Origin of the sequence: Arthrobacter sp. 9MFCol3.1, assembly GCF_000620385.1 — a bacterium.
Lineage (GTDB): Bacteria > Actinomycetota > Actinomycetes > Actinomycetales > Micrococcaceae > Arthrobacter.
Window position 1 is genome coordinate 1 of the sequence record NZ_JIBJ01000013.1, and the last position, 25,026, is coordinate 25,026.

24 protein-coding genes are annotated in these 25,026 nt (G+C 66.1%); 14 read left to right on the top strand and 10 right to left on the bottom strand.

The window, feature by feature from the left end; genetic code table 11:
* Positions 1-32: 32 nt before the first annotated feature.
* Together C560_RS0113840 and C560_RS0113845 are read right to left on the bottom strand one after the other, a co-directional pair.
* Positions 33-1,199 carry an IS30 family transposase gene (locus C560_RS0113840; RefSeq protein ID WP_026536638.1) on the bottom strand — a complete coding sequence of 389 codons (1,167 nt, stop codon included), beginning with the start codon at positions 1,197-1,199 and terminating at the stop codon, positions 33-35.
* Positions 1,200-1,638: 439 nt separating this feature from the next.
* Positions 1,639-2,190, bottom strand: coding sequence for a GNAT family N-acetyltransferase (locus C560_RS0113845; protein ID WP_043423169.1), 552 nt, complete (start codon positions 2,188-2,190; stop codon positions 1,639-1,641).
* 904 nt (positions 2,191-3,094) lie between these two features.
* Between C560_RS0113845 and C560_RS0113855 the strand changes: the two genes are divergently transcribed.
* Positions 3,095-3,631, top strand: a complete 537-nt coding sequence (locus C560_RS0113855; RefSeq protein WP_155855786.1) for a hypothetical protein — start codon at positions 3,095-3,097, stop codon at positions 3,629-3,631.
* Between the two features lie 105 nt (positions 3,632-3,736).
* Positions 3,737-3,958, top strand: coding sequence for a hypothetical protein (locus tag C560_RS0113860; protein WP_026538664.1), 222 nt, complete (start codon positions 3,737-3,739; stop codon positions 3,956-3,958).
* A gap of 386 nt (positions 3,959-4,344) precedes the next feature.
* Here C560_RS0113860 and C560_RS0113865 read toward each other — a convergent pair whose 3' ends face one another.
* On the bottom strand, positions 4,345-4,782 hold the full coding sequence (locus tag C560_RS0113865; RefSeq protein WP_026538665.1) for a VOC family protein: 438 nt from the start codon (positions 4,780-4,782) through the stop codon (positions 4,345-4,347).
* A 107-nt stretch (positions 4,783-4,889) separates the two neighbouring features.
* On the opposite strand from C560_RS0113865, the gene C560_RS0113870 reads away from it, so the two are divergent.
* Together C560_RS0113870 and C560_RS0113875 are read left to right on the top strand one after the other, a co-directional pair.
* Positions 4,890-5,456 (top strand): dihydrofolate reductase family protein, encoded by a 567-nt coding sequence (locus tag C560_RS0113870; protein ID WP_026538666.1) that lies wholly within the window; start codon positions 4,890-4,892, stop codon positions 5,454-5,456.
* 86 nt (positions 5,457-5,542) lie between these two features.
* On the top strand, positions 5,543-6,205 hold the full coding sequence (locus tag C560_RS0113875) for a hypothetical protein (protein WP_026538667.1): 663 nt from the start codon (positions 5,543-5,545) through the stop codon (positions 6,203-6,205).
* Between the two features lie 8 nt (positions 6,206-6,213).
* Here C560_RS0113875 and C560_RS0113880 read toward each other — a convergent pair whose 3' ends face one another.
* Positions 6,214-7,500, bottom strand: a complete 1,287-nt coding sequence (locus C560_RS0113880; protein WP_026538668.1) for an FAD-dependent oxidoreductase — start codon at positions 7,498-7,500, stop codon at positions 6,214-6,216.
* Positions 7,493-8,713, bottom strand: coding sequence for an MFS transporter (locus C560_RS0113885; RefSeq protein ID WP_231494354.1), 1,221 nt, complete (start codon positions 8,711-8,713; stop codon positions 7,493-7,495). The genes C560_RS0113880 and C560_RS0113885 overlap by 8 nt, the downstream gene beginning before the upstream one ends.
* A 153-nt stretch (positions 8,714-8,866) precedes the next feature.
* Here C560_RS0113885 and C560_RS0113890 point away from each other — a divergent pair, with 153 nt between their 5' ends.
* From C560_RS0113890 to C560_RS0113905, 4 genes are all read left to right on the top strand, one after another.
* The gene (locus tag C560_RS0113890) at positions 8,867-9,688 is read left to right on the top strand and encodes an IclR family transcriptional regulator (protein WP_026538670.1); all 822 of its coding nucleotides are present in this window, start codon (positions 8,867-8,869) and stop codon (positions 9,686-9,688) included.
* Positions 9,689-9,805: 117 nt separating this feature from the next.
* Positions 9,806-10,936: a cupin domain-containing protein gene (locus C560_RS0113895; protein WP_026538671.1), complete on the top strand. Its 1,131-nt coding sequence runs from the start codon at positions 9,806-9,808 to the stop codon at positions 10,934-10,936.
* Positions 10,936-11,772: a fumarylacetoacetate hydrolase family protein gene (locus C560_RS0113900; RefSeq protein ID WP_026538672.1), complete on the top strand. Its 837-nt coding sequence runs from the start codon at positions 10,936-10,938 to the stop codon at positions 11,770-11,772. The genes C560_RS0113895 and C560_RS0113900 overlap by 1 nt, the downstream gene beginning before the upstream one ends.
* Positions 11,772-12,530 (top strand): maleylpyruvate isomerase family mycothiol-dependent enzyme, encoded by a 759-nt coding sequence (locus C560_RS0113905; RefSeq protein ID WP_026538673.1) that lies wholly within the window; start codon positions 11,772-11,774, stop codon positions 12,528-12,530. Before C560_RS0113900 ends, C560_RS0113905 begins: the two co-directional genes overlap by 1 nt.
* A gap of 235 nt (positions 12,531-12,765) precedes the next feature.
* On the opposite strand, the gene C560_RS0113910 is transcribed toward C560_RS0113905, so the two are convergent.
* The 5 genes from C560_RS0113910 to C560_RS0113930 are packed head-to-tail and all read right to left on the bottom strand — an operon-like array spanning position 12,766 to position 17,798.
* A complete protein-coding gene (locus tag C560_RS0113910; protein ID WP_026538674.1) occupies positions 12,766-13,380 on the bottom strand; it encodes a TetR/AcrR family transcriptional regulator in 615 nt (204 codons plus the stop codon).
* A 28-nt stretch (positions 13,381-13,408) separates the two neighbouring features.
* On the bottom strand, positions 13,409-14,653 hold the full coding sequence (locus C560_RS0113915; RefSeq protein ID WP_026538675.1) for an NAD(P)/FAD-dependent oxidoreductase: 1,245 nt from the start codon (positions 14,651-14,653) through the stop codon (positions 13,409-13,411).
* The gene (locus C560_RS0113920; RefSeq protein ID WP_018772872.1) at positions 14,650-14,844 is read right to left on the bottom strand and encodes a ferredoxin; all 195 of its coding nucleotides are present in this window, start codon (positions 14,842-14,844) and stop codon (positions 14,650-14,652) included. The genes C560_RS0113915 and C560_RS0113920 overlap by 4 nt, the downstream gene beginning before the upstream one ends.
* Positions 14,841-16,013: a cytochrome P450 gene (locus C560_RS0113925; RefSeq protein ID WP_026538676.1), complete on the bottom strand. Its 1,173-nt coding sequence runs from the start codon at positions 16,011-16,013 to the stop codon at positions 14,841-14,843. Before C560_RS0113925 ends, C560_RS0113920 begins: the two co-directional genes overlap by 4 nt.
* 54 nt (positions 16,014-16,067) lie before the next feature.
* Complete coding sequence (locus C560_RS0113930) at positions 16,068-17,798, bottom strand: MFS transporter (RefSeq protein WP_026538677.1); 1,731 nt, start codon at positions 17,796-17,798, stop codon at positions 16,068-16,070.
* Between the two features lie 316 nt (positions 17,799-18,114).
* Between C560_RS0113930 and C560_RS21935 the strand changes: the two genes are divergently transcribed.
* The 6 genes from C560_RS21935 to C560_RS21940 all read left to right on the top strand — a co-directional run bounded on the left by C560_RS21935 (position 18,115) and on the right by C560_RS21940 (position 25,001).
* Positions 18,115-19,182, top strand: coding sequence for an aryldialkylphosphatase (locus C560_RS21935; RefSeq protein ID WP_051533189.1), 1,068 nt, complete (start codon positions 18,115-18,117; stop codon positions 19,180-19,182).
* Positions 19,179-20,132, top strand: a complete 954-nt coding sequence (locus C560_RS0113940; RefSeq protein ID WP_026538678.1) for an aryldialkylphosphatase — start codon at positions 19,179-19,181, stop codon at positions 20,130-20,132. The genes C560_RS21935 and C560_RS0113940 overlap by 4 nt, the downstream gene beginning before the upstream one ends.
* A 78-nt stretch (positions 20,133-20,210) precedes the next feature.
* Entirely contained in the window at positions 20,211-21,353 is a 1,143-nt protein-coding gene (locus C560_RS0113945; RefSeq protein WP_026538679.1) for an FAD-dependent oxidoreductase, read from the top strand.
* A 4-nt stretch (positions 21,354-21,357) separates the two neighbouring features.
* Positions 21,358-22,290 (top strand): alpha/beta hydrolase, encoded by a 933-nt coding sequence (locus C560_RS0113950; RefSeq protein ID WP_026538680.1) that lies wholly within the window; start codon positions 21,358-21,360, stop codon positions 22,288-22,290.
* A complete protein-coding gene (locus tag C560_RS0113955; RefSeq protein ID WP_026538681.1) occupies positions 22,287-23,228 on the top strand; it encodes an MBL fold metallo-hydrolase in 942 nt (313 codons plus the stop codon). Before C560_RS0113950 ends, C560_RS0113955 begins: the two co-directional genes overlap by 4 nt.
* Positions 23,229-23,246: 18 nt before the next feature.
* Entirely contained in the window at positions 23,247-25,001 is a 1,755-nt protein-coding gene (locus tag C560_RS21940) for a CocE/NonD family hydrolase (RefSeq protein ID WP_043423171.1), read from the top strand.
* Positions 25,002-25,026 lie beyond the last annotated feature (25 nt).

Here is a 25,026-nt window from a genome sequence, read left to right on the forward strand (position 1 = left end):
GGCGAATTCCAGTGGTGCCTGCAACACGGGATTTAGTTGACTGGGTTCGAGACTAGCTCGGCGAGGACTTCTGCGGGCGTTCGGTAGCCGTGTCGTTTGCGTGGCCGGCGGTTGAGTTCCGCGGCGACGTTCTCGAGGATTCCGGGCCCGTGGAACGACAGATCGGTGCTTTTCGGGAAGTACTCGCGCAGGAGCCCGTTGGTGTTTTCGTTGCTGCCGCGCTGCCAGGGCGAATGTGGGTCGCAGAAATAGATCGGCATGCCGGTCGCCATCGTGATCTCCTGATGCCGGGACATCTCCGCTCCTTGATCCCAGGTCGTCGAACGGCGCAACTGCTCGGGGAGGCTATTCATCGCGGTGATCATGGCGTCGGCGACGGTGCGGGCAGTATGGTTCTCGGGCAGATGCAGCAACATCACGTATCCCGTAGTGCGTTCGACGAGGGTCCCGATCGCGGATTTCGATGCCGTTGATCCGATGATTAAGTCCCCTTCCCAATGGCCGGGAACGGCGCGGTCCTCGACCTCGGCCGGCCGGTCAGAGATCATCAACATCTCCTGGAACCGTTGCGGGCGAGGACCCTCTGGCCTTTGCGGGCGCCGACGCACCCGTCCGGACCGCAGCGCCGTCGCAACTTCCAGGCGCAAGGATCCGCGGCCTTGGACGTAGAGGGCCTGATAGATCGTTTCGTGTGACACCTGCATCTCCGGATTCTTCGGATGCTCCACCTTCAAGCGGCCAGCGACCTGTTCCGGGCTGAACCGGTCGGTGAGCATCGTGGTGACCTGTTCCCGTAACGCTAACCCGTCCAACTTCCGCGGCTTCGGCCTGCGTGCACGAGCCCACGTCTGCTCCTGCGCGAGCGATGGCGAATACCGGTCACTGACACGGTTCCTCGCGATCTCCCGGCTGATTGTCGACGGAGCCCGGCCCAGAATGCCGGCGATACGCCGCACTCCATGGCCCTGGGCAAGCTGAAACCCGATCTCTTCCCGCTCACGCAACGACAAGAGCCCTGCACGGGGCACACTGAAATCCGGAACCGGCGATGGCAACACCTTCTGATGGTCGCTCAACCACCGGTACGCAGTCGGACGCGACACCCCCGCGGCCCGCGCCGCTACGGCTACCGGCAGCCCGGCATCCAGCCCTTCCCAGAACGCTAAACGAACACTCAACGGCGACCACGGCCTGCCCATCGACGACACCCCACAGAATTCAGGGTGTTGCTCTCACCACCTGAACTCGCCACCCTACGGTTATAAGACTCGCCTTCACACTGGAGATGTCTTAGGGGTGTTGCGCGCGGTAGTGGCGGTAATGTTTTGGTGCCCACTCAAAGATGTGCCGACGGTTCATCCCTGGAGTGAACTAGGTGTTCCAGGAAGTAGGCATGGTCATGGCACGGCTTAGTGCTTTCCGGTCTCGACTTTGGCTTCCTCGGATGTCGGCCGGGGGTTGTGCCGTCCTATGAGGCCGCGTGGTGGGTGCAGGTCACCGGTCGGGTGGACCCTGCGCCTGCTCCCGTGGGGCTGGTCGTCGGTGCAACCATCCGTTTTGAGATTCCCGCCGGGTGGCTTGCCTCCACGAATTCCGCCAGGTGACTTTGGCGGGGCGGCTTAGCCCTGTGTGCCCGTGTCAGGGCTTCGGGGGGAGCTCCGTTTTGAGGATGGCGTAATTGTCGAGGGTGATCCATTCTCCTTTGGAGAATTCGGCGTCGGTCTCTGTCGATTCCTTTTTCATGCCTACCGCGGTTAGGAGCTTGGCCACGGGTGCGTTTCGGGTGTCGCAGTTCGCCGTGACCCGGTGGGCATTTGCAGAGGTGAAGAGGTGATCCAGGACCCGCGTGACCGCTTCGCGGGCGATCCCGCGGTGCTGGTTTGAACGGGCGAGGGTGACTCCGATCTCGAACGTGTCGTGGAATTCATCGAGGGAGTGAATTGCGACATCACCGTAGAGGGTCCCGTCCTCGGGATTTCGAATCGCGAGCTGCAGCCATCCGCCCGGGCTGGGAAGCTCCGCGGTCGGCTGGGATGCTATGAGCTCCGCGGCGTCCGCCTCTTTGTAGCTCGGGTCCCATCCTTGCCACCGGGCCACGTCAGTATCTTGGCGGTAGGCGACGAACGCGGGAATGTCACCGGTAGTCAAGGGAGAGAGGGCAAGCCGGGGTGTTCTCAGTGGATAGGGCACGGAGAGGAGTTTATTCAAATTGCGGATGGACCGTCAATGCTGCCGCGGTCTAATTCTCTCGTTTGCGCGCCAGATGCTTTGCAATAAGCGAATGGAATGCCGACACCGATCCCGAGAGAATGAAAATGCCGAAGATTAGCTGGGAGGCCGCAGGCACAAAAAGGCAAAGACCCCCGCTATCACTGTCGTCCTGAGTCATATCAATTGAAGCTCCTAATCGCAGATTCTGGACGCCCCGAAAGCGGACGTGAACAGCCCAAAGCCAGCGCCTGCAAATGCGACCTCGCTGGCGAAGATGGCCACGCCATACGCGTATGCGGCCAGTGCGATTCCTCCCGTGGCAATGAAGGCTGCTCCTGCCAGCAACACTCCTCCGGCCGCCACCAGCAGGCAGCGCTGGCAAGGCCAGTGGGATCAGTGCGGTTGCAGGGTTGGCACCCGCGTAGAGGTAGCGGTTGGCTCTCAAGCGGGCCCGGTTTCGCCCGCTTCTCGGTAACGATTCGGGGTATGTAAATAACGGACCTTGGCGCTCGATGTCCAGTCCATGTCGTCCAGGTCCTCATCTGCCGCTGGAGACCTTTTTGCGGACTGGGCGTCGGCGTGTGCCTTATTCTTCCGGCGCTGCTACGCCTGGAGAAGGAAGGCTGCACAGGGGCCAATGTCTTCTTTGTGGTGGCAGGCACTGCGCTGACCACTTTCTGGGCGGCTAGGTTAGTCCGTCTTGGCCGGACCATACGGCAGGGAGCCTCAGCAGAAACTGAAGGACCAAGGACTTACTAGCCTGGGCTTGCAAGACGCCCAGTTTTTACGGCATAGGGCGGCCTTTGAATGACTAAGCCTTCCGGAGGCGGATGCCCTACTGACACCCGCCGCGTATCTCCTCTGCTATGGCATGCTGGCTTCCGTGGACATGCAGATGAAACAGCACAAGCGATGGTTCGGCCCGGGGGTGCGCGGGACGGTCTGGCTGGTCGTGGCTGCAGCGCTTGGCTTCATCATCATCAGGGCCATTGGCAACCCGTTGAATTACGAGTCAGATAAGCCGCTGGCGATCCTGGCGTTCTTCATCCTGCTCTGCGTGATGCTCTTCGTAGCTTTACGCAGCACCTACCGCGCCTTTAGGCGGGCACGAAACAAGCTCCCGGACCCCGTCAGCCCGTCATCTTTCTTTCTGAAGGCTTTGTTTTTGCTGGGGGTCGCTGGGGTTTTCTTCTGCGCTGAAGCGGCCGCTGTGACCGACCAGCTGACCAGCGGGAAGATCACCGTACTGGGTATCCCGGATTTCCGGGCGTTGTTGCTTACGGTGGCGATCGTGTCGGTTCCCGCCTTGGCCTTGACGGCGGCTGGCTTGCGGAACCTCGGGTTGTACCCATGCCTAGCCGGACACCTGAACCGGGGGAGTGCGTATCACCGGGTCCTAATCTGCAAATTCTGCGCTTGAATCAGTTCTACTTGACATAATGTTGATTATCGGCGCTTGAATAGTTAGAGGTGGAGTGGCTGCCGAACGCCCGGATGAGATGAGTTTCTGCGGCATTGACGTCCGGTGGACATCGACGAAATTCCTGCCGGATTGCAGGCCGGTGAAAAGCAGATCAGCATCACGACGCGGCGTTCCTACAGCAATGCCGAGGCGATGCTGTCCCGGGCTGTCGCATCCTGGGTATCGCTGAGTCAGTTTTCTGAATGTGCGTTGAGGGACATTCCGAGCTGCATCAGCTTCGAGTGGAAAACTCCCGAGCGCCCGGCCGGCAAAATGCTTTGTTGAGACGCCGCGCTTTCACTGAGGCAGAGCTGCAGCGGCTTTCGACCTTATCGACTGTCTCATCAACGGCGAGTTCGCTGCCGGCGGCAAGATCCTGCTGCGGCTGTTCCGCGTCCTGGGGGCACCGTTGGTTTGGGACCCGGACGGCGGTCCGTTCTGACCATCCCCGACTGCCCCGGTGTCTCCCCCGGACGACACAATCACCAACGGTTCCCCAGCGCAATGTCTTCACACGGGGGCTGTACGGCTCGGAACCGTCCACGAGAACACGTAACTCGCGCTCGTAGCCATTACCGCGGAGGCGCTCGGCTACTCCCCCATCAGCATTAGGTGCCATGCGACGGATTCAGGGCGCCTTCACGTCGGGACACCGATGCCCTGAATGTCGTTCAGCGGAGCTCCTCGACAAGCCCGATGATGATCCCGGCCGGGCCGCGGACATAGCAATACCGGTACATGTCCCCGTACTGCGCCACCTCCCCCACGAGGTCGGCGCCGTGGGCGCGCAGGCGCTCGAGGACGTCGTCGACGGCGTCGACAGCGAACGTGAGGCGAGGGATTCCCGGTGTGTTGATCGGCGCCCTCGGCGCCGGACTGGTGGCCACCGGCGTGTGGAACGTCGACAGCTCGACCCGGCCATGGCCGTCCGGTGTCCGCACGACGGCGAGGTCCGCGCGGACGCCGTCAAGGCCGACGAGCTGGTCCACCCATTCACCCTCGACCGCTGCCTCACCCTCCAGTTCCAGGCCCAGTTCGACGAAGAACGCGATAGCGGCCGCGAGATCCTCGACCACAACTCCGACGTGATCCATCCTGTAAATCGTCATGCCCCACAGCTTAGGTGACCGAGGCTTGTCGCCGTCGGCCCGCACCGAGCCGCCCACCGCCGAAAAATGGGGCGCGTGGATCGCCCCGGCGGGCTACAGTTGGCGCCATGCGAAAGCTCATAGTCCAGCAGTGGGTTACCGTCGACAACATCGCCGCAGAGGAGGATGGCGGGCTCAGCTTCGTGTCGGGTGAGCCTTTTTCCGAGACCACCGACCCGGCGTTCAAGGCGAGCGTGATGGCGTTCATCGACTCGGTCGACACGATGATTCTGGGCGCGAATACCTACGCCCAGTCCAAGGCTTACTGGCCGTACGCCGACGAACAGGCCGAATTTGGTGAGAAGCTGAACAACCTCACCAAGTTCGTCGCCTCATCGAAGCTGAATGACGCCCCCTGGGGCGACTTTCCCGCCGCGACCGTGACGCGCGACCCGGCCGCCACCATCCGGGAGCTCAAGGAGCAAGAGGGCAAGGACCTCTGGCTGTGGGGAAGCATGAAACTCATGCACTTTCTGCTGGATGCCGGCGTTGTCGACGAAGTCCAAATGCGGGTCTGCCCGGTGGCACGCGGCAAGGGAACGCGCATTTTCGAGGATCGGCAGGACCTGGTGCTGGTCGAGGCCACGCCGTTCGAAAACGGCGTGGTCCTGCTGCGCTACGAGATCAAGAAATAAGCGGAAAGCCCGCCCTGGACGACGCCGTTGGTGGCCGGGAGGCGCGCCTCCCCGTCCCGGCCTGACTGCCTACGCATGATAGGGGTATGACCGAAAAATCCCTGCGCGTCCTCTACTCAATCGGCCTGGGCATCATCATCGTGCTCTTCGTTGGCCTCGGCATCGCCACCTTCTATCCAGCCCCTGAACTGTCGTCGCTGGTGGGTCTCGACGCCGCGGCCAGGCAGGCAGCCATCGAGGCCCATCAGTCGGCGGTGCACGACTACAACCGCAACGTCACCATTGCGGCGCTCGTCTCGGCCCTCGTGATCCTGGGGGCCAGCATCTGGACTGAATCGAGGAAGCCACTGTTCGCCGGAGGGTTCCTGATCGGCGGCCTGCTGACGCTCATCTACGGCCTCATGCGGGGCCTGACCTCCGGGGTGACCGCAGTCGCGTTCTTCTCCGTCGCCGTCGGCCTCTTCGTGGTGGTCTATCTCGGGCATCAGCGGTTCTTCTCCGCCCGTGCCGTCGAGGCCCGGGCAAAGTCACGGGCGGAGGCCGCCTACGCCCGGACACCCATGCAGCCGCAATACGCCCCGGTACAGCAGCCCCCGTGGCCGGCTCCGTCCCCCTACGCCCAGGGACAGCCCTACCCGCCCCAGCAGGGGCAGTATCCCCCGCAGAGTCAGTACCCGCCCCAAGCGCCGACGGCACAGCAGCCGTACCCGCCGGCGCCCGGAGAGCCCGGAGAGCCCGGACTGCGCTAGCGCCCGGATCAGGCGGAAATCTTGTCCGCCACGCCGGAGTGGGCCGCGCGCGCCGCCGGCACGCCGTCGCCGTCCTGGCCGTACAGCCAGTCGTTGTACCGGAAGTCGTTATCCATCCTGCTCTTGAAGAGCAGATTGCGCAGCGTCCGGGCCAGCCCGGAGACGTGCCAGGATTCGCCCCAGACACGGGCGGTGCGCTGGACCTTGGCGGTGCGGCCGGCACGGAGGTTGTTGAACTCCTTGATCGCGCCTTCCCAGGCGTCGGGGTTGACGCCGTCCGCGGTGAACACGGTGCCGTTGCTGACGTCCTGCAGCACGGCTGCGTCCTCGAGCGCCTGGCAGGCGCCCTGGGCCAGGTACTGCAGCATCGGGTGCGCGGCGTCGCCCATCAGCACCATCCGGCCGGCCACCCAGTTTTCGATCGGATCGCGGTCGTACATGGGCCAGCGCATGCTGGTGCCCAGGTTTTTCAGCGCAGCCTGAACGGCGGGGACGCAATCCTTGTACGCGGCCTCAAGCTCGTCCACTCCGCCGTATTGCTCCTCGCCACGTTCGAAGGATGCGGACTTGAAAACGGCTACGGTGTTCAGCAGCTCGCCCTTGCGCAGCGGGTACTGCACGAGGTGGCAGTCCGGTCCGAGGTAGACAATGACGTCCTCGAGGTCTGCCTTGGGTGTGTGTTCGGTGATCGGCACGGTGCCGCGGTAGGCGACGTAGGCCGAGGGAACCGGCTCGTCGCCGGCCACGAGCGGACGCAGGGTGGACTTGAGCCCGTCGGCGCCGATCACGACGTCGGCCTCGTAGTCCACACCGGCGGCGGTGTGGGCCACTCCCCTGCCGTTCACGGTCTCCACGCTCTCCACCATGACATCGTTGACGAGTTTCACGCCCGCCGCTTCGCAGCCTTCGAGCAGGACCCGGTGAAGGTCGCTGCGGTGGATCACCACGTAGGGCGCACCGTAACGTTCCTCGAATTCCCCGCCGAGGCTCTGGCGCGTGAGCTCCTCGCCGGTGACGGCGTCGCGGAACACCAGATGCTTGGGCTGGACGCCAATCTCCAGGGCCTTCTCCAGCAGGCCCCAGCGCTTCAGGACCCGGGAGGCGTTGGGGGCCATCTGCAGCCCCGCGCCGACCTCGCCGAATTCGGGGGCCCGCTCCACGAGGGTGACGTTGGCGCCGTTTTCCCGCAGCGCGAGGGCTCCGGCCAGTCCGGCCATTCCCCCTCCGATGACGAGGACATCGGTGGACGAGCCGTCGGTGGACAGGGAACTGGTGGACGGGGCGTGCTCAGACATTGCTTGCTCCTGTAAGTGAGTGAGGGGTTGAGATTTTGGACTTGAGCTTGAGGCCGACGGCGGCCAGCAGGACCGCCGCGATGGCGGCTGCACCGGCGAAGGCGAGGAAATTGGAATTGACGCCCAGCCCGGCGGCCAGCAGGAGGCCGCCTACCTGCGGGGCGGCCACGGCGCCGATGCGGCCCGTCCCCAACGCCCAGCCCAGCGCGGTGCCGCGCAGGTGGCCGGGATAGTGGCTCGCGACGGCGGCGATGATGAGGCACTGCGTGCCGTGGGTGCCGACGCCGGCGAGGACCAGCATGAGATAGACGACGGTGACCGGCGGTCCCGTAACCAGCACTACGAGCGCGCCGGCGGCGACGGCGGCCGCGGCGATCGCCGTCGGAATCGGACCGAAGCGGGTCCCGGCCCAAGCCGTGATGACCGAGCCGGCCACCGCGCCCAGGTTCAAGGCCAGGGCGAAGGTCAGGGCGGACCCAAGGTTGTAGCCGGCCAGCTGCATGAGGTTGGGCAGCCAGGTTCCCAGCCCGTACCAGGCAAACAGGGTGGCGATCGTCGCCAGGGCGAACAGCACGCTGACGCCCAGGTACGGGGCGCGGAGCAGGGATTTGAAACCGGACGGCTCCTTGACCGCATGGTCCTTTCCGGCTGTGCCGCTGACCGGTGCCAGGGTTTCCGGGAGGTATTTGAGTCCGAGTGGCACCACGATCAGCAGTGCGAGCACGGCCACGAGGAACATGGATTGCCAGCCGAAGGCGGGAATCAGCTGGATGCCGACGAGGGCCGCGATCGATCCGCCGATCGGGACGCCGGACATCATCAGGGTGGCGACAGTGGACCGCCACTTGGCCGTGACAAGTTCGGCCACGAGCGCATTCGCCGAGGGCACCAGGCCGCCGAGCCCGATGCCGGCGAGGAGCCGCAGAGCACCGAAGACGGGGGCGCTGGGGGCGAACGCGCACAGGATCGTGAAGAGCGAAAAGACGATGGCACACCCCAGGATGGTGCGACGGCGGCCCCAGGAGTCAGCCATCCGACCGGCGAAGATCGCCCCGATCATCATGCCGACGAAGGCCATTGAGCCGATCGTTCCGGCGGTGGCCTTGTTCAGGCCCCAGCCGGTCTCAGAGATCAGGGACGACTGGACCGTGCCGTAGACGATCAGGTCGTAACCATCGAAGACCACCAGGAGCCAGCAGACGAGGACGGCCATTGCCGAGCCTTTGGAGAAACGCGATGCAGGCCCATCAGCGGTGGTCGAGCCGTCAAGACTCGGGGTTGGCCGCTCCGGCGCTGCAGCGGAAGGTGTGTGATTCATGCCACCACTGTCCTAGCCGCCGCAGGTGAACCACAATACAATTCTGATGTGCAGAACAACCCGTCAGCAAAGTCCGCCCGCAAGCCCGTTCAGAAGCGGCCGACCTATTCCATTGAGGCGGTGGACAACGCACTGCAGCTCCTCCAGCTCCTTCGCGACGGCGGCGCGCTGCGGCTCAAGGACGCCGCCGTCGAGCTGGGCGTGGCCCCCTCCACCGCCCACCGCCTGTTGGCGATGCTGGTCTACCGGGGCTTCGCCGTCCAGGACGAAACCCGCCGCTACGTCCCCGGCCCGGCCATGGGCGTCGGGCCCGCCGGGCTGAGCTGGACCCGGATGCTGCGCACCCTCGCGCAGCCGCACATGGAGCTGCTCTCGGCGCAACTCAACGAGACGGTCAACCTTATGGTGCGGGTGGGCACGAAAGTGCGCTTCCTGGCCACCGTGGAAGGGAACAACGTGTTGCGTGTTGGTGACCGGCAGGGAACGGTGATGCCTGCCAATAGGACGTCCGGCGGCAAGGCCATGCTTGCCGAACTGGAACCGCACATGATCGAGCAGTTGTTCCGCAGCCACAACGCTGAAATCGGCGGCGACACCATCCCGGACCGGGAATTTCCGGCATTTCTGCGCGAGCTGGAATCCATCCGCAGCAACGGGTTCGCAGCCAACTTCGAAGGCACCGAAGAGGGCGTGAGTGCCCTCGGGATGGCCCTGCACAACCGGCATGGGCACGTCGTCGGCGCGATCACCGTCGCCACTCCCGCGACCCGCTTCCGCCGGGTGTTCGACGCCGGACTCGTCCCAGCCCTGCGGGAAACCTGTCGGCAGCTGGAGATCGACATCGCCGCAAACCCGGCCGAGCCGGACTGAGTGCACCCTGCGCCCTGCGCGAGAAATTCTGTTGGGCAGAATATGCTCGGGGTCACACGCCAGCATCCGTAGAGTCGAACTACGCCAATAGAGTTCTGACCTACCGAGGAGGCCCACGTGTCCATCAGCGCCGAGAACACGACTCACGAATCAGTGGCCGCGGGGCACACTGTCCCGGAGCCGACGCCTGAAGAGGCTGCCCAGCTCAAGGAGCTGTACCAGGATTTTGACCGGGAGAACCTGATCCCGCTGTGGACCGAGATCGCGGACCTGATGCCGATGGTCCCGACCCCGAAGGCGGTGCCGCACGTGTGGCGGTGGAGTGATCTGTATCCGCTGGCGGCACGTGCCGGGGACCTGGTCCCGGTGGGCCGGGGCGGGGAACGCCGGGCGATCGCCCTGGCCAACCCGGGCCTGGCCGGCACCCCGTACGCCACGCCCACGCTGTGGGCGGCCATCCAGTACCTCGGTGCCCGGGAGACCGCGCCGGAGCACCGGCACTCGCAGAACGCCTTCCGGTTCGTCGTCGAGGGCGAGGGGGTCTGGACGGTGGTGAACGGGGACCCGGTCCGGATGTCCCGCGGCGATTTCCTGCTGACCCCGGGCTGGAACTTCCACGGCCACCACAACGACACCGATGAACCGATGGCCTGGATCGACGGGCTGGACATCCCGTTCGTGCACTACGCCGACGCCGGGTTCTTCGAGTTCGGCACCGAACGCGTGACCGATGAGGCCACCCCGGACATCTCCCGCTCCGAACGGCTCTGGGCGCACCCTGGCCTGCGGCCGCTCTCAGGGCTGGATGACACCACGAGCTCCCCGATCGCGGCCTACCGCTGGGAATACACCGACCGGGCGCTGGCCGAGCAGCTGCTGCTCGAGGACGAGGGCCACCCGGCCACCGTGTCCCAGGGCCACGCCGCGGTCCGGTACTCGAATCCGACCACCGGCGGGGACGTGATGCCGACCATCCGGGCCGAATTCCACCGGCTCCGCGCCGGCGCCACCACGCAAGGCCTCCGCGAGGTCGGCTCCAGCGTCTGGCAGGTCTTCGAAGGCTCCGGCTCCGTGGTCCTGAACGGCGAAACAAGGACCTTGGCCAAGGGCGACCTCTTCGTGGTCCCGTCCTGGGCCGAATGGTCACTCCAAGCTCAGACGGAGTTTGATCTGTTCCGCTTCAGTGATGCCCCCATTTTCGAACGGCTGAACTTCAACCGCACCTACATCGAAGGACGCACCAAGTAATGAAACTCCTCACCCTCCGCCTCGCCGCCGGCGAGAACACAGTCACGAAGGCGGTCCGCCAGGACGGCGGCACCCTGACCGAGATCGACGGCTTCGCCGACGTCGGAGAACTCCTCCGTTCAGAAGGCTGGGAGGCGACCGCGAGGGCCGCGGCCGGCGCGACGCACCCGGCCGAGGGCGCGGACCTCGCCCCGGTGGTCCCCTCCCCCGGCAAGATCATCTGCGTGGGCCACAACTACCGCAACCACATCAAGGAAATGGGCCGGGAAGTCCCCGAGTTCCCCACCCTGTTCGCGAAGTACGCCGAATCCCTGATCGGCCCCAACGATGACCTGGCCCTGCCGCAGGAATCCGACGCCGTCGACTGGGAAGCCGAACTCGCCGTCGTGATCGGCAAGAAGGGCCGCCGGATCCCCGAGGCCGACGCCGCGGACCACATCGCCGGGTACGCCGTGCTGAACGACGTGTCCATGCGGGACTACCAGTTCCGCACCATCCAGTGGCTGCAGGGCAAGACCTGGGAGAAGTCCACCCCGTTCGGCCCCGCCCTCGTCACCAGGGACGAATTCAGCACCGGGCCGCTGATGACCTCCGCGGTCGACGGCGAGATCCAGCAAAGCACCCCGACCGGCGACCTCGTCTTCACCCCGGAGTTCCTGGTCTCCTACATTTCCACCATCATCACGCTGAACCCGGGCGATGTGATCGCGACCGGCACCCCCGGCGGGGTGGGCCACGCCCAGGACCCGAAGCGCTACCTGCAGGAAGGCCAGCTCCTGGTCACCACCATCGAGGGACTGGGCCAGCTGAAGAACCGCGTCATCAAGGAAGCCTGATGGTTGCCCGCCAGGACCAGACCACGGACCCGGAGCTGCTTGCGGCGCTGCTGCAGGCCCGGCGCGGCACCGCGTTCTTCGCCCGCAAGCTCAACGAGCTCAGTGACGCGGAGCTCGACGGCGACTCGCTGCTGCCGGGCTGGACCCGCCGCCACATCACGGCGCACATCGGCTACAACGCCCGGGCCATCGCCCGGCTCATCGAGTGGGCGGCCACCGGGGTCGAGACCCCGATGTACGCCTCCACCGCGGTCCGGGACCACGAGATCGACTTCGGCGGCACGCTGAGCCCGATCGCGCTGCGGCACCTCTTCGACCACTCCGCCGTGCACCTGAACGTCGAGTGGCGCGACCTCCCGGCGGACGCCTGGCACCACACGGTCCGCACCATCCAGGGCCGCGAGGTGCCCGCCACCGAAACCGTCTGGATGCGCAGCCGCGAAGTCTGGATGCACGCCGTCGACCTCGCCAACGGCGCCAGCTTCGCCGACATCCCCGCACCCGTGCTCGAGCGGCTGCTGACGGACATCACCGGCGTCTGGAAAAACCGCGGCACCGACAAGGATCTCATCCTCAAGGTCACCGACCACGGCCTGACGTTCGGGGACACGGCGTCGGCGACCCCTACGGTGGTCGCCGGACCGCTCGCCGCCGTCGTCGAATGGGCCGCCGGCCGCGGCACCAGCGGCGTCACCGCCACCGGGCCCGGCACTGCAGACCTGGACGGAAAGGTCCCAGCCGCCCCGAAGTGGATTTGAGCACTGGCTAAACGGCCGCAAAAGCGGAAGGCCCCCTCGGTGAGGGGGCCTTCCGCTTTCGTATTGTGGTTGCCTGCGCCCGGGGGCCCTTTGCGGGCAATGTTCGACGCCGGAGCCCTGGTTGACGGCGTGTCCGCGCCAAAGTGCCCCCGGACCGCAGACCTGTCCCCGGGTTGTGGCCAGGGCCGATCAGGATCGCGATGCCTGGCATAGGCGTCCACTCTGCGACGGCGGGTTAGCCTTCGTCGCAGAGCAGGTGGTACCAGTTGTCGGCGAGCACCTCGAGGGCGTGTTCGCGGTTTGGTTCAAACTTCCGTCGTGTCCAGAGCGTGGCCACGTAATCGAGCGAGGTGAAGGCAAGGGTGCCGCGAATGTGGTGCGTCTCCTCCGAGAAGCGCCCTGCCAGCTCCATTCCGCGCACGAGGTCGGAGATGACCTCCTCATGCCATCCTTCGACCAAGGCGCGCACCTCGCGATCGACGGCGGCGGCCTCCTCAAGCACGTCGAGGTACGGGCGGAAAACCGGCCAGAGCGCCGCCCGCGACTCCAGCCAGGCCAGGATGCCCGACAGCTCGCCTGCGCGGACGACGTCGACGAGGTCTGCCGCAGTCGATCCCCGGTCGGGGCCGTCTGCGCGGTCCAGCACGGCATTGACGCGCGCCATGAAGTCTCGCATCAGGTCGCTGCGCGTGGGGTAGTAGGCGTAAAAAGTCACCCGGGTGGTACCGGCCGCAGCGGCGATCTCATCGATCGTCGTAGCGGCGTAGCCCTTCTCGGTGAAGAGTTCCAGCGCCCGTTCGACGATCACGTCGCGGGTCAGCTGCTTCTGGGCTTCTCGCAACGACGACATGGATCAATCCTAACGGTGTTGCGCGGCGTCAGGCGCGAGCGCGCGCCGCACGCAGCGCGGCCGGACCGGCGTCGGCCAACCGGCGCAGCTTGGGGACGGGGATCCGGTAGTTGATCGCAGCGGCGGTGCCGGAACCGTCCGCGTTGTCCCAGCGAAGCAGCATCGAGTCCGCACCCCCGCCGGGCTCGCAGTAGTCGGGAGCTCCGAGGTCCGGCGCGAAGCCCACCGACTTGAGCGAGAGGCCGAATGCCTCGGTCCAGAAGTACGGCTGGAAATTGAACTCGGGCGCCGCGTCACCCCGGAGCAGACCGACGCCGGCGATCTTGGCCTGGTCGATGGCGCTGGTCCACAGGGGCACCCGTTCCACCCCGCGGCGGGTCGGGAAGGACGCCACGTCGCCGGCGGCGACGATGTCCGGCCGGAGCCTGCCGCGCGAATCGACCCGCAGCTGTCCGTCGACGAGGAGGTTCGAGCCAGCGAGCCAGCCGGTGTTCGGCTCGTCGCCGATGGCGGTGACCACCAGATCAGCTTCCAGCTCGGTGCCGTTGGCCAGGACCACCTTTACCCCGGCACGGTGATCGACAAGCCGGGCCTTCCCGCCGCCAACCACCCGCAGTCCGCGCCGGATGGCGGCGGAGGTGAAGATGTCCGCCAGATGGTCGCCGAGCTGACGCGTCAGGGGCTTGACGTCGGCGACGAGGGTGACCTCGCAGCCCACGTGCACGCAACCGGACGCGACCTCCATGCCCAGTGCTCCGCCGCCGATCACGATAACCGAGGGGCGCGATGCGATGCGTTCCTTAAGAAGGAACGCATCCTCGATGGTGCGCAGGGTGAGTTCTCGGAGGTCGCCGTCCCGTTGCGGTTGCGCTGTACCCTTCTTTTGCGTCCTTCGCGCACCCGCGTCGAGGCGCCTGGCCCGGGAACCCGAAGCGATGACGAGGCCGTCATACGCCAACTCCCCTCCCCCGTCCAGGCGCACAATCCGGGCCTCGACGTCCAGGCCCGTGGCACTGACCCCGAGCAGCTCCGTTGCTTCATGGGTCGGCTCGGGGAGCACATGCGCTTGGAGTCCACCGTCACCGTTTCCGTCGGCACTGTTCTCCTCGACAGCGTGCAGCAGCGCCTTGGAGAGGGCCGGCCGGCTGTAGGGCTGGTGGCGCTCCGCGCCCACGACAGTGAGCTCACCGTCGAAGCCGGCCGAGCGCAGCGAGTCGCAGGCCGTGAGTCCGGCGATGCCGTTGCCGACCACCACGATTTTTCGCATCGTCATGCCGCGGCCAATCGCAGTGCGGCAACCGGGCAGACCCTTACCGCCGCCTTCGCGGCGTCCAAGTCAGCCCCTTCCACGTCCGGGACGTCGAGTACCAGCTCGCCGTCATCGTCGAGGTGCATCAGCCGGGGCGCGGCTTCTTCGCAGAGGCCGTGTCCCTCGCAGCGCGGCCGGTCGAGGTGGATCCTCATGCTGCCACCACCTTGGCGACCTGGAGCGATTCGAGGCTTCGCGTGATGTTGCTCGGCTCCCGGACCTCGTCGGAGATCGTCAGCGTTTTAACCCTGCGGGCAAGCGCCTCAATGATCGCATGCGCTTCCAGCTTCGCCAGGCCCTGGCCGGCGCAGCCGTGCGGTCCGTAGCCGAAGGACAGGTGGTCCACCGGGTTCCGCATCACGTCGAAGGTGTCGGGATCCTCGTAGTGCCGCGGGTCGCGGTTGCCGGCCCCAAAGAGGATGCCCACCTGGGCGCCTGCGGGAATCGTGACGCCCTCGATCTCCACGTCGCGCATGGCCTTGCGGCCCCAGATGTGGACCGGGGCCCAGTAGCGCAGCACTTCGGCGAACGCTGCGGGGACCAGTTCCGGGTTCTTCCGGACCAGTTCGAACTGCTCCGGGTGGCGGCCGAACAGCGCAATGATGTTCCCGATTGACGCGATGGTCGTATCAACGCCGGCTCCCAGGTATTGGTGGATGATGTGCCCCGCAGAGCCTTGGGGAATGTCGCCGCGCGTCTCGGCATCGAAAATACCTCGGCCGATTGAGCCGGGTGTGAGGTCTTCTGCGGTGACCGACGAGCACCAGCCGTAGAGCTCGCCGGCGATCGGGAAGCTCTCCTGGGTGCGCTGGTTCAGCGGGCCGATGACCTGCATCGCGGCCTGGCCCCAGCGCAGCATGTTGTCCTTGACGTGCCCGCTGAAGCCAATGAGGTCGGCAACGATTTCGATCGGGAAGGCCCGGGCCAGCGAATCGATGGCCTCGAAGCTGCCGCTGGCGGCGAGCTCGCCGACGAGCTTGTCCGCCTTTTCGTCGATGACGACTTTCAGGCCGCGGAGCGCCCGGGGGGTGAGGTTCTGTGACAGCGTGGCGCGGAGCTGCGTGTGAATGGGCGGGTCGGAGGCGAGGGAGGTGCCCTGCAGGGCCTCGTTCACCATGGGGTTGAAACCGATGCTGGTGGACGAGAAGGTCTCCGGATCACCGAGCGCGTCGCGGATGACGCCGTAGCGTGTCAGGACGTACATGTCGTTCTTTGGGAGGTGGACCACTGCGGCCTGCTCGCGGAGCGCGGCGTAGGTGGGGTAAGGGTCGACCAGGACGTCGTCGTCCCAGATGTCGATGCCGGATTCGGTGGGTGCAGTCATGGTGTTCTCCTTATGGATGGTGGGTGGTCGGCCCGGGGCCGGAGGCCGTCAGGCTTAGACGATCGCTTCTGCATTGGCTTGGGTGGTTTTCGAGGTCTCCGCGATGGCATCCGGCGAAGGTGCCGAGGAACGTGCCGAGATGAAGAGGGTAAGAATGGCGGAGAGGGCCGCCGCGATGCCCGCGGCCAGGTACACGGCCTGGAAACCCTGGCCAAGGGACGTCCCGGCCACGCCCTGGATCTGCTGCTGCGCGGAGCCGAGGGCCTTGACCATGCCGTCGACGGCCTGGGCCGGTGCGCCGCTGGCCGTTGCCTGGCCGGAGAACTGCGCGATGACGCCATCCCAGCCTGAGAGGTAGCCCAATGGCGGCACGTTCGACAGCCCGGCGACGGCGTCGGCCGGCAGCCCTAACCCGCCGAGGATCCCGGCGAGGGGTGCCGCAAAGACGGTGGCGCCGATTCCGAAGGCGATGGCTGAGCCGATGACAGGGCCCAGGGCGAACCCGAGGTCGCGCAGGAGGTTGGTCGTGGCAGAGGCCATGCCGATGTGCTGCGGCTGCACGGTGTTGATGGCCACGGCAGTGATGGAGCCGACCGTGAGCGCGAACCCGATGCCCAAGAGCAGGAGCGGCGGAATGAAGGCCGTCCAGGGAGTTCCGCCGAAGGCTTCCGGCGTGCCCAGGGAGAACGTCGAGAGCCAGTAGGCGGAGGCGGCCATGAATGCGAAGCCCGCGGTGAGCACCCAGCGCGGGGCCACGTGGTGGATGAGCCAGCCCACCACCGGGATGAAGGCGAAGGCCGGGCCCTGGATGAAGACGAACAGCACGCCGACCTTCCAGGCTTCGGCGAGGGCAAGTCCGCCGACGGCGACGCTGGTGCTGTAGCAGACCGCGAGGAAAGCGAACATGCCGGTGACGGCAACAACACCCGTGATGGAGTAGGCGCTGTTCTTGAACAGCGACAGGTGAATGAGTGGCTGCCGGGTGCGTGTTTCGATGATGACGAAGGCGACCAGGAGGATGCCGCCCGCGATGTAGCTTGCGATCACCTCGGTGCTGCCGAATCCGGCGTCGACCGCCTGCACGGTGGCGAAGAGGACAGCGATCAGGCCAAGCGCGAGCGTGATCTGGCCGGGGATGTCCAACTTGCGCCCCTCGGCTGCTGCGGAGTCCTGCGCCCGGACAGCGACGATGAGGACGGCGACGGCGATCGCGGCGGCAATGTAATAGGCAACGCGCCACCCACTGAAGGTGTTGGGCGCGCCCGCCGCCGGACCCGCCACGGTGAAGGCTTGTGCCGTCAGGCCTGCCAGCATCGGTGAGATCACTGCACCAAGGGACAGAAACCCCGCCCAGGTGGCGATAACTTTCGCCCGGGCGCGATGGTCCGGGGTGATGGCCGCGATCATGGACAGCGAAATGGGGAAGAGTATGCCCGCCCCGATGCCGCCCACCGCCTGCGCCGCGATCATCATCTCGGTGGTGGACGCCAGCGCTGCCAGCACGGAGCCGACGACGCTGACCACAGCGCCCGCGTAGAGCAGCTTCTTGCGTCCGAACAGGTCGCCCAGGAGCCCCCAGCTGAGCTCAAACACCACGATGCCCATCATGAACATGCCTGCGATCCAGGTCAGGCCTGCGCCCGAGGTGTGGAATTCCACGGCAAAGGTGCCGTTGAGGGCGCCAGGCAGTGCATTCGTGATTTGGGCCAGCGTGACGGCGCTGTAAGCGGCTATGAAGGTGGCTCGAACCGAGCTGCGGCTCGGCGCCGAAATTGTCTGACTCATCGATGAAACTCCTTTGTTTCCGGTCGATTCTCCGGTGAAGCGCCAGGGCTAGGGCCCTACCGGAGCAGGAGCCGGCAGGCGGAAGTGGGTGTGGCGCTCCCCACAGTTTGGTGTCAAGGTTTACAGAATGTCAAGAACATTTACTGAACGTTGGCTTCATGAACGCTCCGATCATCCTTCCGTGCTTACGCTTCGAATGTTTTCTTGACACGCTGTAAAGAAAAATGTGATGCTGGCTACCTCGCAACGGGGCTACGGCACGGTCAGACACCGCGGCGCCCTACATTCAGCACCCGATCTTCAAGGGAGAAGCCAAGTGAGTCACACCAAACCCGTCGATAGCGGTGGCGCGTTCCTCGCCTCCACCGGGCAAACCGTCAATACGGTATTGGGTCCCGTCCCCGCCTCGAAACTGGGCGTCGTCGCGCTCCACGAGGCCTTGCTGTCGGTGGTCCCGGGCGCCCAGTACGCACCGGACATCTCCATGGACCGGGCGGAGATCTTCGAGGCCCTGGCGGCCAAGCTCAAGGACTTCCGCGCGCACGGCGGCCAGACGATCGTCGACAGCACCGGCATGTTCCACGGCCGCGACCTCAAGCTCTACGAGGCGTTGTCCCGCTCCACCGGCGTCCACATCGTCGCCTCCACGGGCCTGGGCCCGGAGGAAGAACTCGGCGGATACTTCCTGACGCCGCAGACCAACCCGCCCACCCCGTGGCCGGCCGAAAAGTTCGGCGATCTCTTCGGCAAGGAGGTTACTGAAGGGATGGTGGTTCCCCGGGTCGAGCGCCGCGCCGCCGCCGGGATCGTCGCGACCGTTGCCGACCGTGCCGGCATGACCCCGACCGAGGAAAGCCTGTTCCGCGGCTCCGCCCGCGCCGCCAGGAACACCGGTGTCCCGGTCTCCATCCGCTTCGGCGCCGATGCCCTGCACGATCTGGACATCGTCCTGGACGAGCAGATCGGAGCCGACCGGGTGATCGTCGGCGACCTGGACCGCAGGGACGCCGCCGGCTCCGCCATTGCGGTGGCCGGCCGGGGAGCCTTCGTCGGCATCGACCACGTGGGCCTGAACGACCACCCGGACTACCTCACCGACCACGATCGCGCCGAACTGGTGCTCGGGCTCGTCAAGGCCGGCCACGCCGACAGGATCATCCTGTCGGGCAACTCGATCGGCGTTGCCAAGGGCCTGCCGGAGTACAACCTGCCTTACAGCCACGTCCTGACGACGTTCGTGCCGTTCCTCAAGGCCCGCGGCCTGAGCGAAGAAGACGCCCAGCGCATCCTCGTGGACAACCCGCGCAACCTGCTGACCGTGCGCCAGGCACCCGTCGGCCCCCACACACATCAAGCCTTTCGAACCCCTGAGGTGAACGAATGACCAAGGTCAACACCGTGCTGGGAACCATCCCGGCCGAAGAACTGGAAATCGTGGCGGTCCACGAACACATCGGCTACGGCATGCCCGGGTCTGAACTGGACACCAAGTGGTGGAAGTCGCCGGAGCAGGCTTACGAGGAAACCGTGCCAAAGCTGCGGAAGTTCCGCGAATACGGCGGCGGAACCTTCGTGGACGCCACGGGTATCTGCAACGGCCGCGACGTCGACTACTACAAGTCCCTGTCCCAGAAGACGGGGGTGCACATCGTTGCCTGCACCGGCTTCGTCGGCGGCGACACCGCCCTGCCGCACTTCTCCCGCGCCACCGTGGACTACCTCACGAAGGTGTTCATCCACGAGATCACCGTCGGCATCGGCAACACAGGCGCCAAGGCCGGCGTCATCAAGGTCGGCGTGAGCCGCGGCGGACGCATGACGGACCTGGACAAGCGCATTTACCGGGCCGCGGCCCGCGCCGCCGTCGTCACCGGAGCACCCATCCTGACCCACCTGGCCATCGACCCCGAACCGGCGGTGACCATCTTCAACGAAGAGGGCCTCGGGCTGGACCGCGTGCTCTTCGGCCACGCCGACGACGGCCTAAACGCTCCGATCACCCCGCACGATTGGATCTACGAGCAGGGCGGCCGCATCGGCTTCGACACCTTCGGCTACGACCTCGAGCTGCCGGATCCGCCGTTTTGGGGCCGCAAACGCGCCGAACGCATGCAGCACTTCGTCAACCTGGTGAACAAGGGCTATGCGGACAAGCTCCTCGTCTCGGCCGACGCGAACTGCAGCCCGCTGGGCTGGCCGGGCGTGAAGGGCCACACCATCAACTACATCTTCGAGGACATGATCCCCGACATGCGCGCGGCCGGCATCGACGACGCCACCCTCAAACTCCTGCTCGAGGACAACCCGGCCGACTTCCTAGCGCTTCACGCCTGATCCCGGACAGGCCACCACAACCTGCCCGCTCCCCCATTCATGGCCCGGGCCCAGAAAGAGTCAAGAAAGAGATGAACCATGAAGGCTGAAGACATCAAGAACCTCAACATCGCCATCATCGGCGCGGGGTACGGCGGCGCAGCGGCGGCCAAGGCCCTGAGCCTGCTCGGTGCCGACGTCACCGTGTACGAACAGGCATCCCAGATGAGGGAGGTCGGCGCCGGCATCGGGCTGCGCCCCGCCACCATGCACCGGTTCCGCCAGTGGGGCATCTTCGACACGATCGCGAAAGTCAGCTCGCCGAGCGACTACTTCGAAATCCTCACCGCCACGGGTGACCCGATCATGAAGGACACCTGGCCGGAGTTCGGCGAGCAGACCCAGACCCACCTGATCCACCGCGGCGACTTCATCGAGGCCCTCCTGAGCGTGCTGCCGGAGGGCATGGTGCACCTTGGCCACAAGCTGGAGACCATCGAGGACAAGGGCGGCCGCTCCGTCCTGACTTTCACCAACGGCAAGACGGTCGAGGCCGACCTGGTGGTGGGCGCCGACGGCATCAAGTCCGTGGTGCGCGAGCAGCTCTTCAGCATCAAAGGCCCGGTGTTTTCCGGCGAACACGCCTACCGCGCTGTGATCTCCACCGACGACGCCCACGGCATGGTGGTGGACGATAACCTGCGGATGTACATGGGCCGGGGCACGAAGGTCTACCTGTTGCCGCTGCGCCACCGCAACCAGATGTCCTTCGACATCACCGCACTGTGCCCGGACAGCACCTGGGCCCCCACAATCACGAAGGACGATCTCGTGGCGACGGTGGAGGGCTTCGACGAGCGGATCGTCAACATCGCCCGCGGCCTCGACATGGACACCGTGAACGTCCGCGCCGTTTACGACATCGACCCGGTAGACACGTGGCACACGGACTCCGTCGTGCTCATGGGCGATGCGGCCCACTCGATGCTGCACCACCAGGGCCAGGGCGCCAACTCGGCCATCGAGGACGCCGGCGCGCTCGCCGATGCCTTGACGGAGGCCAGCACGGTCAAGGATGCACTGGCCCTGTTCCAGGCATCCCGCAAGCCGGTAACGGACGAGCTGCAGCGCATCTCGCGCCAGGGGTGGACCGAGGACGAGGTCAATGATGTCTTCCCGGGACAAAAACCCACGTCCCAGAAGCCCGCCACCGTCAACGCACCAGCACAGTCGAAAGCCTGATCCCATGACCATCCATCCCGAAATCGCCAAGATCCTCAGCACCCCGCCGGCGCCCGACGGTTCACCGCTGAACCCCGAGGCCATGCGCGCCGGCGAAGCCGCGCAGGTTCCCCCACTGGAAGAGCGCCTGGCGCTGTACTCTGTCGAGGACGCCACTGCCGTGACGCCGTCGGGCGAAGTGCCCGTACGGATCTACACGCCGGCCGAGGCCGACGCATATGGGCTTCTGGTGTACCTCCACGGCGGGGCGTTCTTCCTCGGCAATCTGGACACCCACGACCACGTCGCTCGGGCCCTGGCCACGGAAACTGGCCACAAGGTCATCTCGGTGGGCTACCGCCTGGCGCCCGAGGCTGCTTTCCCTGCCGGCCTCGACGACTGCTACGGGGTGGTCCGTTGGGCCGCCGAGCAGGGTACGACCCTGGGCTGGGACGGGAAAAACCTCGCCATCGCCGGCGACAGTTCGGGCGGCAACTTCGCGGCCGCCGTCGCCGCGAAAGCCCACGACGACGGGTTTGACCGGATCACGCACCAGGTCCTCTTCTACCCGTCCCTGGACCTGGACTTCGACGTCGACCGTTACGCCTCGCTGCGGGAGAACGCCGAGGGATACGGCCTGGAGACGGCGGGCCTCAGACCGTTCAACTCCTTCTACCTTGAGAACGGTGCGGACCCGGCGGACCCACTCGTCTCCCCCATCAAGCGCGATGACCTCGCTGGCCTGCCCGCGGCCCTCATCATCACCGCCGAGCACGATCCTCTGCGCGATGAGGGCGAGCGCTACGGCCAGCGACTGGCGGAGGCCGGCGTCGCCGCTTCGGTCAGGCGATACGCGGGGGCCAACCACGGCTTTGTCCAGCATTTCTCCTGGATCCCGGAGTTCTACCGGGCCTTCGAGGAGACAGGCGATTTCCTGAACGCGAGGGCCGGGCAATGACGGAGCCAGTCGCTGTCCATCCCCTGGTCTCGCCGTGGGGCCGGTTCGGACTCTACAGCTTCTTCATCGACGCTCCCGAGCCCGCCATCGTCGACACCGGGATCGCGTCCTCGCCCGCCGAAGGCATGGTCCCGGCACTGGAGGCGATCGGCCGCCGGATCGAGGACGTGCGCTGGATCCTGCTGACCCACGGCCACATCGACCATCTCGGCGGGGCGCGCGCCCTGTGGGAGCTCACCGGACGGCGCGCGAGGGTCGTGATCCACCAGGCCGACGCACCTCTGCTGCGCTCCCGGCGCGCGCACGTTGACCAGTACCTGGACGTGCGCCAGCAGTACATCGACAATCCGCATGCCGTCGAGGAGCAGACACAAGCAGCCAACCGTGTCATCTCCGGCGAAATGGAGCCAACCATGCTGGTTAGGGGCGGCGAGACCCTCGCCTTGGGCGGGGACGTCACCGTCTCGGTCCATCACATCCCCGGCCACACGGCAGGGTCGGTCGCGTACGTCATCGACGGCCAGCAGTCGGTCTTCGTCGGCGACGCCGTGCAGATCCACGGAGCGGCCAACGGCTTCCCCGGCTACGAGGATCCGGCCGCCTACCGCTCAAGCCTGCGGTACCTGCGCGACGAGGTCCGGCCGCAGCACCTGTACCTCGGCCACCCGTACCGGAACGCGGACGGCGTCCCGTTCGGCGTCGAACTGGACCGTGAGGCGGCCCACCATGCCCTGCAGGGCAGCCTGGACCTCGAGGCCAGGATCGACGACGCCGCCCACCGGTACTTTCACGCGGGGCTGCGGGAGTCCGATTCGGTGTACTCCCCCTTCGCGCCGGTGGCCGAAGAACTCGGCTACACGGGGGACCCCACACTGGAACCGTCCCCGTTCTTCACCACGATGCACGGCCATCTCACGCAGTTCAACCAGACGTCTTAACTGAGGAGTCTCGCAATCATGAATGAGTATCAGACAATCGACGCCGGTGGGCAGAAGATCGCCGTGCGCAAGGACCTCCGGGTCCCCATGCGGGACGGCGTCGAGCTCGCCGCGGACGCCTACCAGGGCGTTGATGACAGGCCGCGTCCGGCGCTGGTGGCGCTGAGCCCCTACGGCAAGGAACTGCAGGCACTGGCCCTCACCACCCCGCCGCAGCGGCGCCCCAGCCCCATGTGGGACGGCTGCATCGAGGCCGGCGACATTGCCCGCATCGTCAAAGAGGACTACGTCCACGTCATCGGCGACCTCCGCGGCTCCGGCCACTCCGGTGGCGAGCACATCGGCAACTACAACGCCGGCGGTGTCTCGCTGGGCCAGGATGCCTACGACTTCATCGAGTGGGTGGCCGAGCAGCCCTGGTGCGACGGCAATGTCGGCATGGTCGGGATCTCCTATTTCGGCTCCATGCAGGTGCTGGCCGCGGCCGAGCGCCCGCCCCACCTAAAGGCGATCTTCGTCAGCGGCGGCCACTACGACTTCTACGAGACCACCTACCACGGCGGCATCATGTGGTTCATGCCGCGGGCCGCCCGCGAGGGCCGCGGCGGTGACTCCGGCTGGGCATTCACCGACGGCGTCAAGTCCCGCATGATCGAGAAGTACTCCCCCGGGGAGCTGAAGAAGCTTGTCGCCCAGCGCCTCGAGGATCCCGACGTCGCCGCGTGGCCGAACCTGGTCCACGTCCTCAACTACCCGAAGAACCACGAGGCCTGGTTCGACATCGTGATGAACGAGCTCGACGGGGACTGGTACGAGGAGCGCAACCCCATCACGCTGGCCCCGAACATCGACATCCCGGTGTGGCTGCAGCTGGACCAGGGCCGCGGCTGGACCCTGGACGGCACCATCGAGCTGTTCAAGGAGCTGAAGGGCCCGAAGAAGCTGGACATCGGCCCCTACCCGCCGATGCAGTCGCGCCCCTTCATCGAGGAGCACGACAAGATGTTCCGGTGGTACGACTACTGGATCAAGGGCATCGACAACGGCGTCATGGACGAGCCGGCCGTGACTGTCTTCGTGGAGGGCTCCCGCGAGGTGGTGACCGCGAAGGCGTGGCCGCCGAAGGACATCGAATACACGTCCCTGTATCTGCGCCCGCGCCACAAGCTGTCGACCGAGCCCGAGCTGATGGGGGCCGAGTACGCCGCCCCGGACGGGTTCTACCAGGCTCCGCTGACGGTGACGGACAAGGTGGAGATCCTGAGCTGGTCCACGGACCCGTTCGAGGAGGACACGGAGCTGATCGGCGCCGGTGCCGCACACATCTTCGTGGAGATCGACCAGCCGGACACGAACTTCATCCTGCGCCTGTGGGACTACGCACCCAACGGCAAGCGCCAGCTGATCACCAGCGGCTACCTCAAGGCCTCGCACCGCGAGCTGGACGGGCGGACCACCGAGGGCAACCCGTACCACCCGCACAACCGCTCCGTTCCGGTGGAGCCGGGGCAGATCGAGGAGTACGTGCTGCGCCTCTACCCGTTCGCGAACACGTTCAAGCCAGGTCACAAGCTGACTGTGGAGCTGTCGAACGGCGAGCCGCTCGCCGACGAGCATAATTCGCTGCTGCCGCCGGATGCCTTCCACCTGCCGGTGGGCCGGCCCGTCACTCACAAGATCTATCGCGACGCCGCCCACCACTCCAGGCTGGTCCTGCCGTTCACCTCCCGCCAGCCGGCGGAGGGCCGGGCGGCCGAAGACCAGGCGCACTGATGCCGTGGCACCTGAACGCCAGGGC

What these genes read in the sequence shown, in the direction of transcription:
- C560_RS0113915 (WP_026538675.1), bottom strand. Translation starts at nt 14,653, where the DNA reads ATGACGATGCGAAAAATCGTGGTGGTCGGCAACGGCATCGCCGGACTC.
- C560_RS0113875 (WP_026538667.1), top strand. Translation starts at nt 5,543, where the DNA reads ATGACCGAAAAATCCCTGCGCGTCCTCTACTCAATCGGCCTGGGCATC.
- C560_RS0113930 (WP_026538677.1), bottom strand. Translation starts at nt 17,798, where the DNA reads ATGAGTCAGACAATTTCGGCGCCGAGCCGCAGCTCGGTTCGAGCCACC.
- C560_RS0113955 (WP_026538681.1), top strand. Translation starts at nt 22,287, where the DNA reads ATGACGGAGCCAGTCGCTGTCCATCCCCTGGTCTCGCCGTGGGGCCGG.
- C560_RS0113945 (WP_026538679.1), top strand. Translation starts at nt 20,211, where the DNA reads ATGAAGGCTGAAGACATCAAGAACCTCAACATCGCCATCATCGGCGCG.
- C560_RS0113940 (WP_026538678.1), top strand. Translation starts at nt 19,179, where the DNA reads ATGACCAAGGTCAACACCGTGCTGGGAACCATCCCGGCCGAAGAACTG.
- C560_RS0113865 (WP_026538665.1), bottom strand. Translation starts at nt 4,782, where the DNA reads ATGACGATTTACAGGATGGATCACGTCGGAGTTGTGGTCGAGGATCTC.
- C560_RS0113900 (WP_026538672.1), top strand. Translation starts at nt 10,936, where the DNA reads ATGAAACTCCTCACCCTCCGCCTCGCCGCCGGCGAGAACACAGTCACG.
- C560_RS0113870 (WP_026538666.1), top strand. Translation starts at nt 4,890, where the DNA reads ATGCGAAAGCTCATAGTCCAGCAGTGGGTTACCGTCGACAACATCGCC.
- C560_RS0113925 (WP_026538676.1), bottom strand. Translation starts at nt 16,013, where the DNA reads ATGACTGCACCCACCGAATCCGGCATCGACATCTGGGACGACGACGTC.
- C560_RS0113905 (WP_026538673.1), top strand. Translation starts at nt 11,772, where the DNA reads ATGGTTGCCCGCCAGGACCAGACCACGGACCCGGAGCTGCTTGCGGCG.
- C560_RS0113950 (WP_026538680.1), top strand. Translation starts at nt 21,358, where the DNA reads ATGACCATCCATCCCGAAATCGCCAAGATCCTCAGCACCCCGCCGGCG.
- C560_RS0113910 (WP_026538674.1), bottom strand. Translation starts at nt 13,380, where the DNA reads ATGTCGTCGTTGCGAGAAGCCCAGAAGCAGCTGACCCGCGACGTGATC.
- C560_RS0113840 (WP_026536638.1), bottom strand. Translation starts at nt 1,199, where the DNA reads ATGGGCAGGCCGTGGTCGCCGTTGAGTGTTCGTTTAGCGTTCTGGGAA.
- C560_RS0113920 (WP_018772872.1), bottom strand. Translation starts at nt 14,844, where the DNA reads ATGAGGATCCACCTCGACCGGCCGCGCTGCGAGGGACACGGCCTCTGC.
- C560_RS0113880 (WP_026538668.1), bottom strand. Translation starts at nt 7,500, where the DNA reads ATGTCTGAGCACGCCCCGTCCACCAGTTCCCTGTCCACCGACGGCTCG.
- C560_RS0113885 (WP_231494354.1), bottom strand. Translation starts at nt 8,713, where the DNA reads ATGGCCGTCCTCGTCTGCTGGCTCCTGGTGGTCTTCGATGGTTACGAC.
- C560_RS21940 (WP_043423171.1), top strand. Translation starts at nt 23,247, where the DNA reads ATGAATGAGTATCAGACAATCGACGCCGGTGGGCAGAAGATCGCCGTG.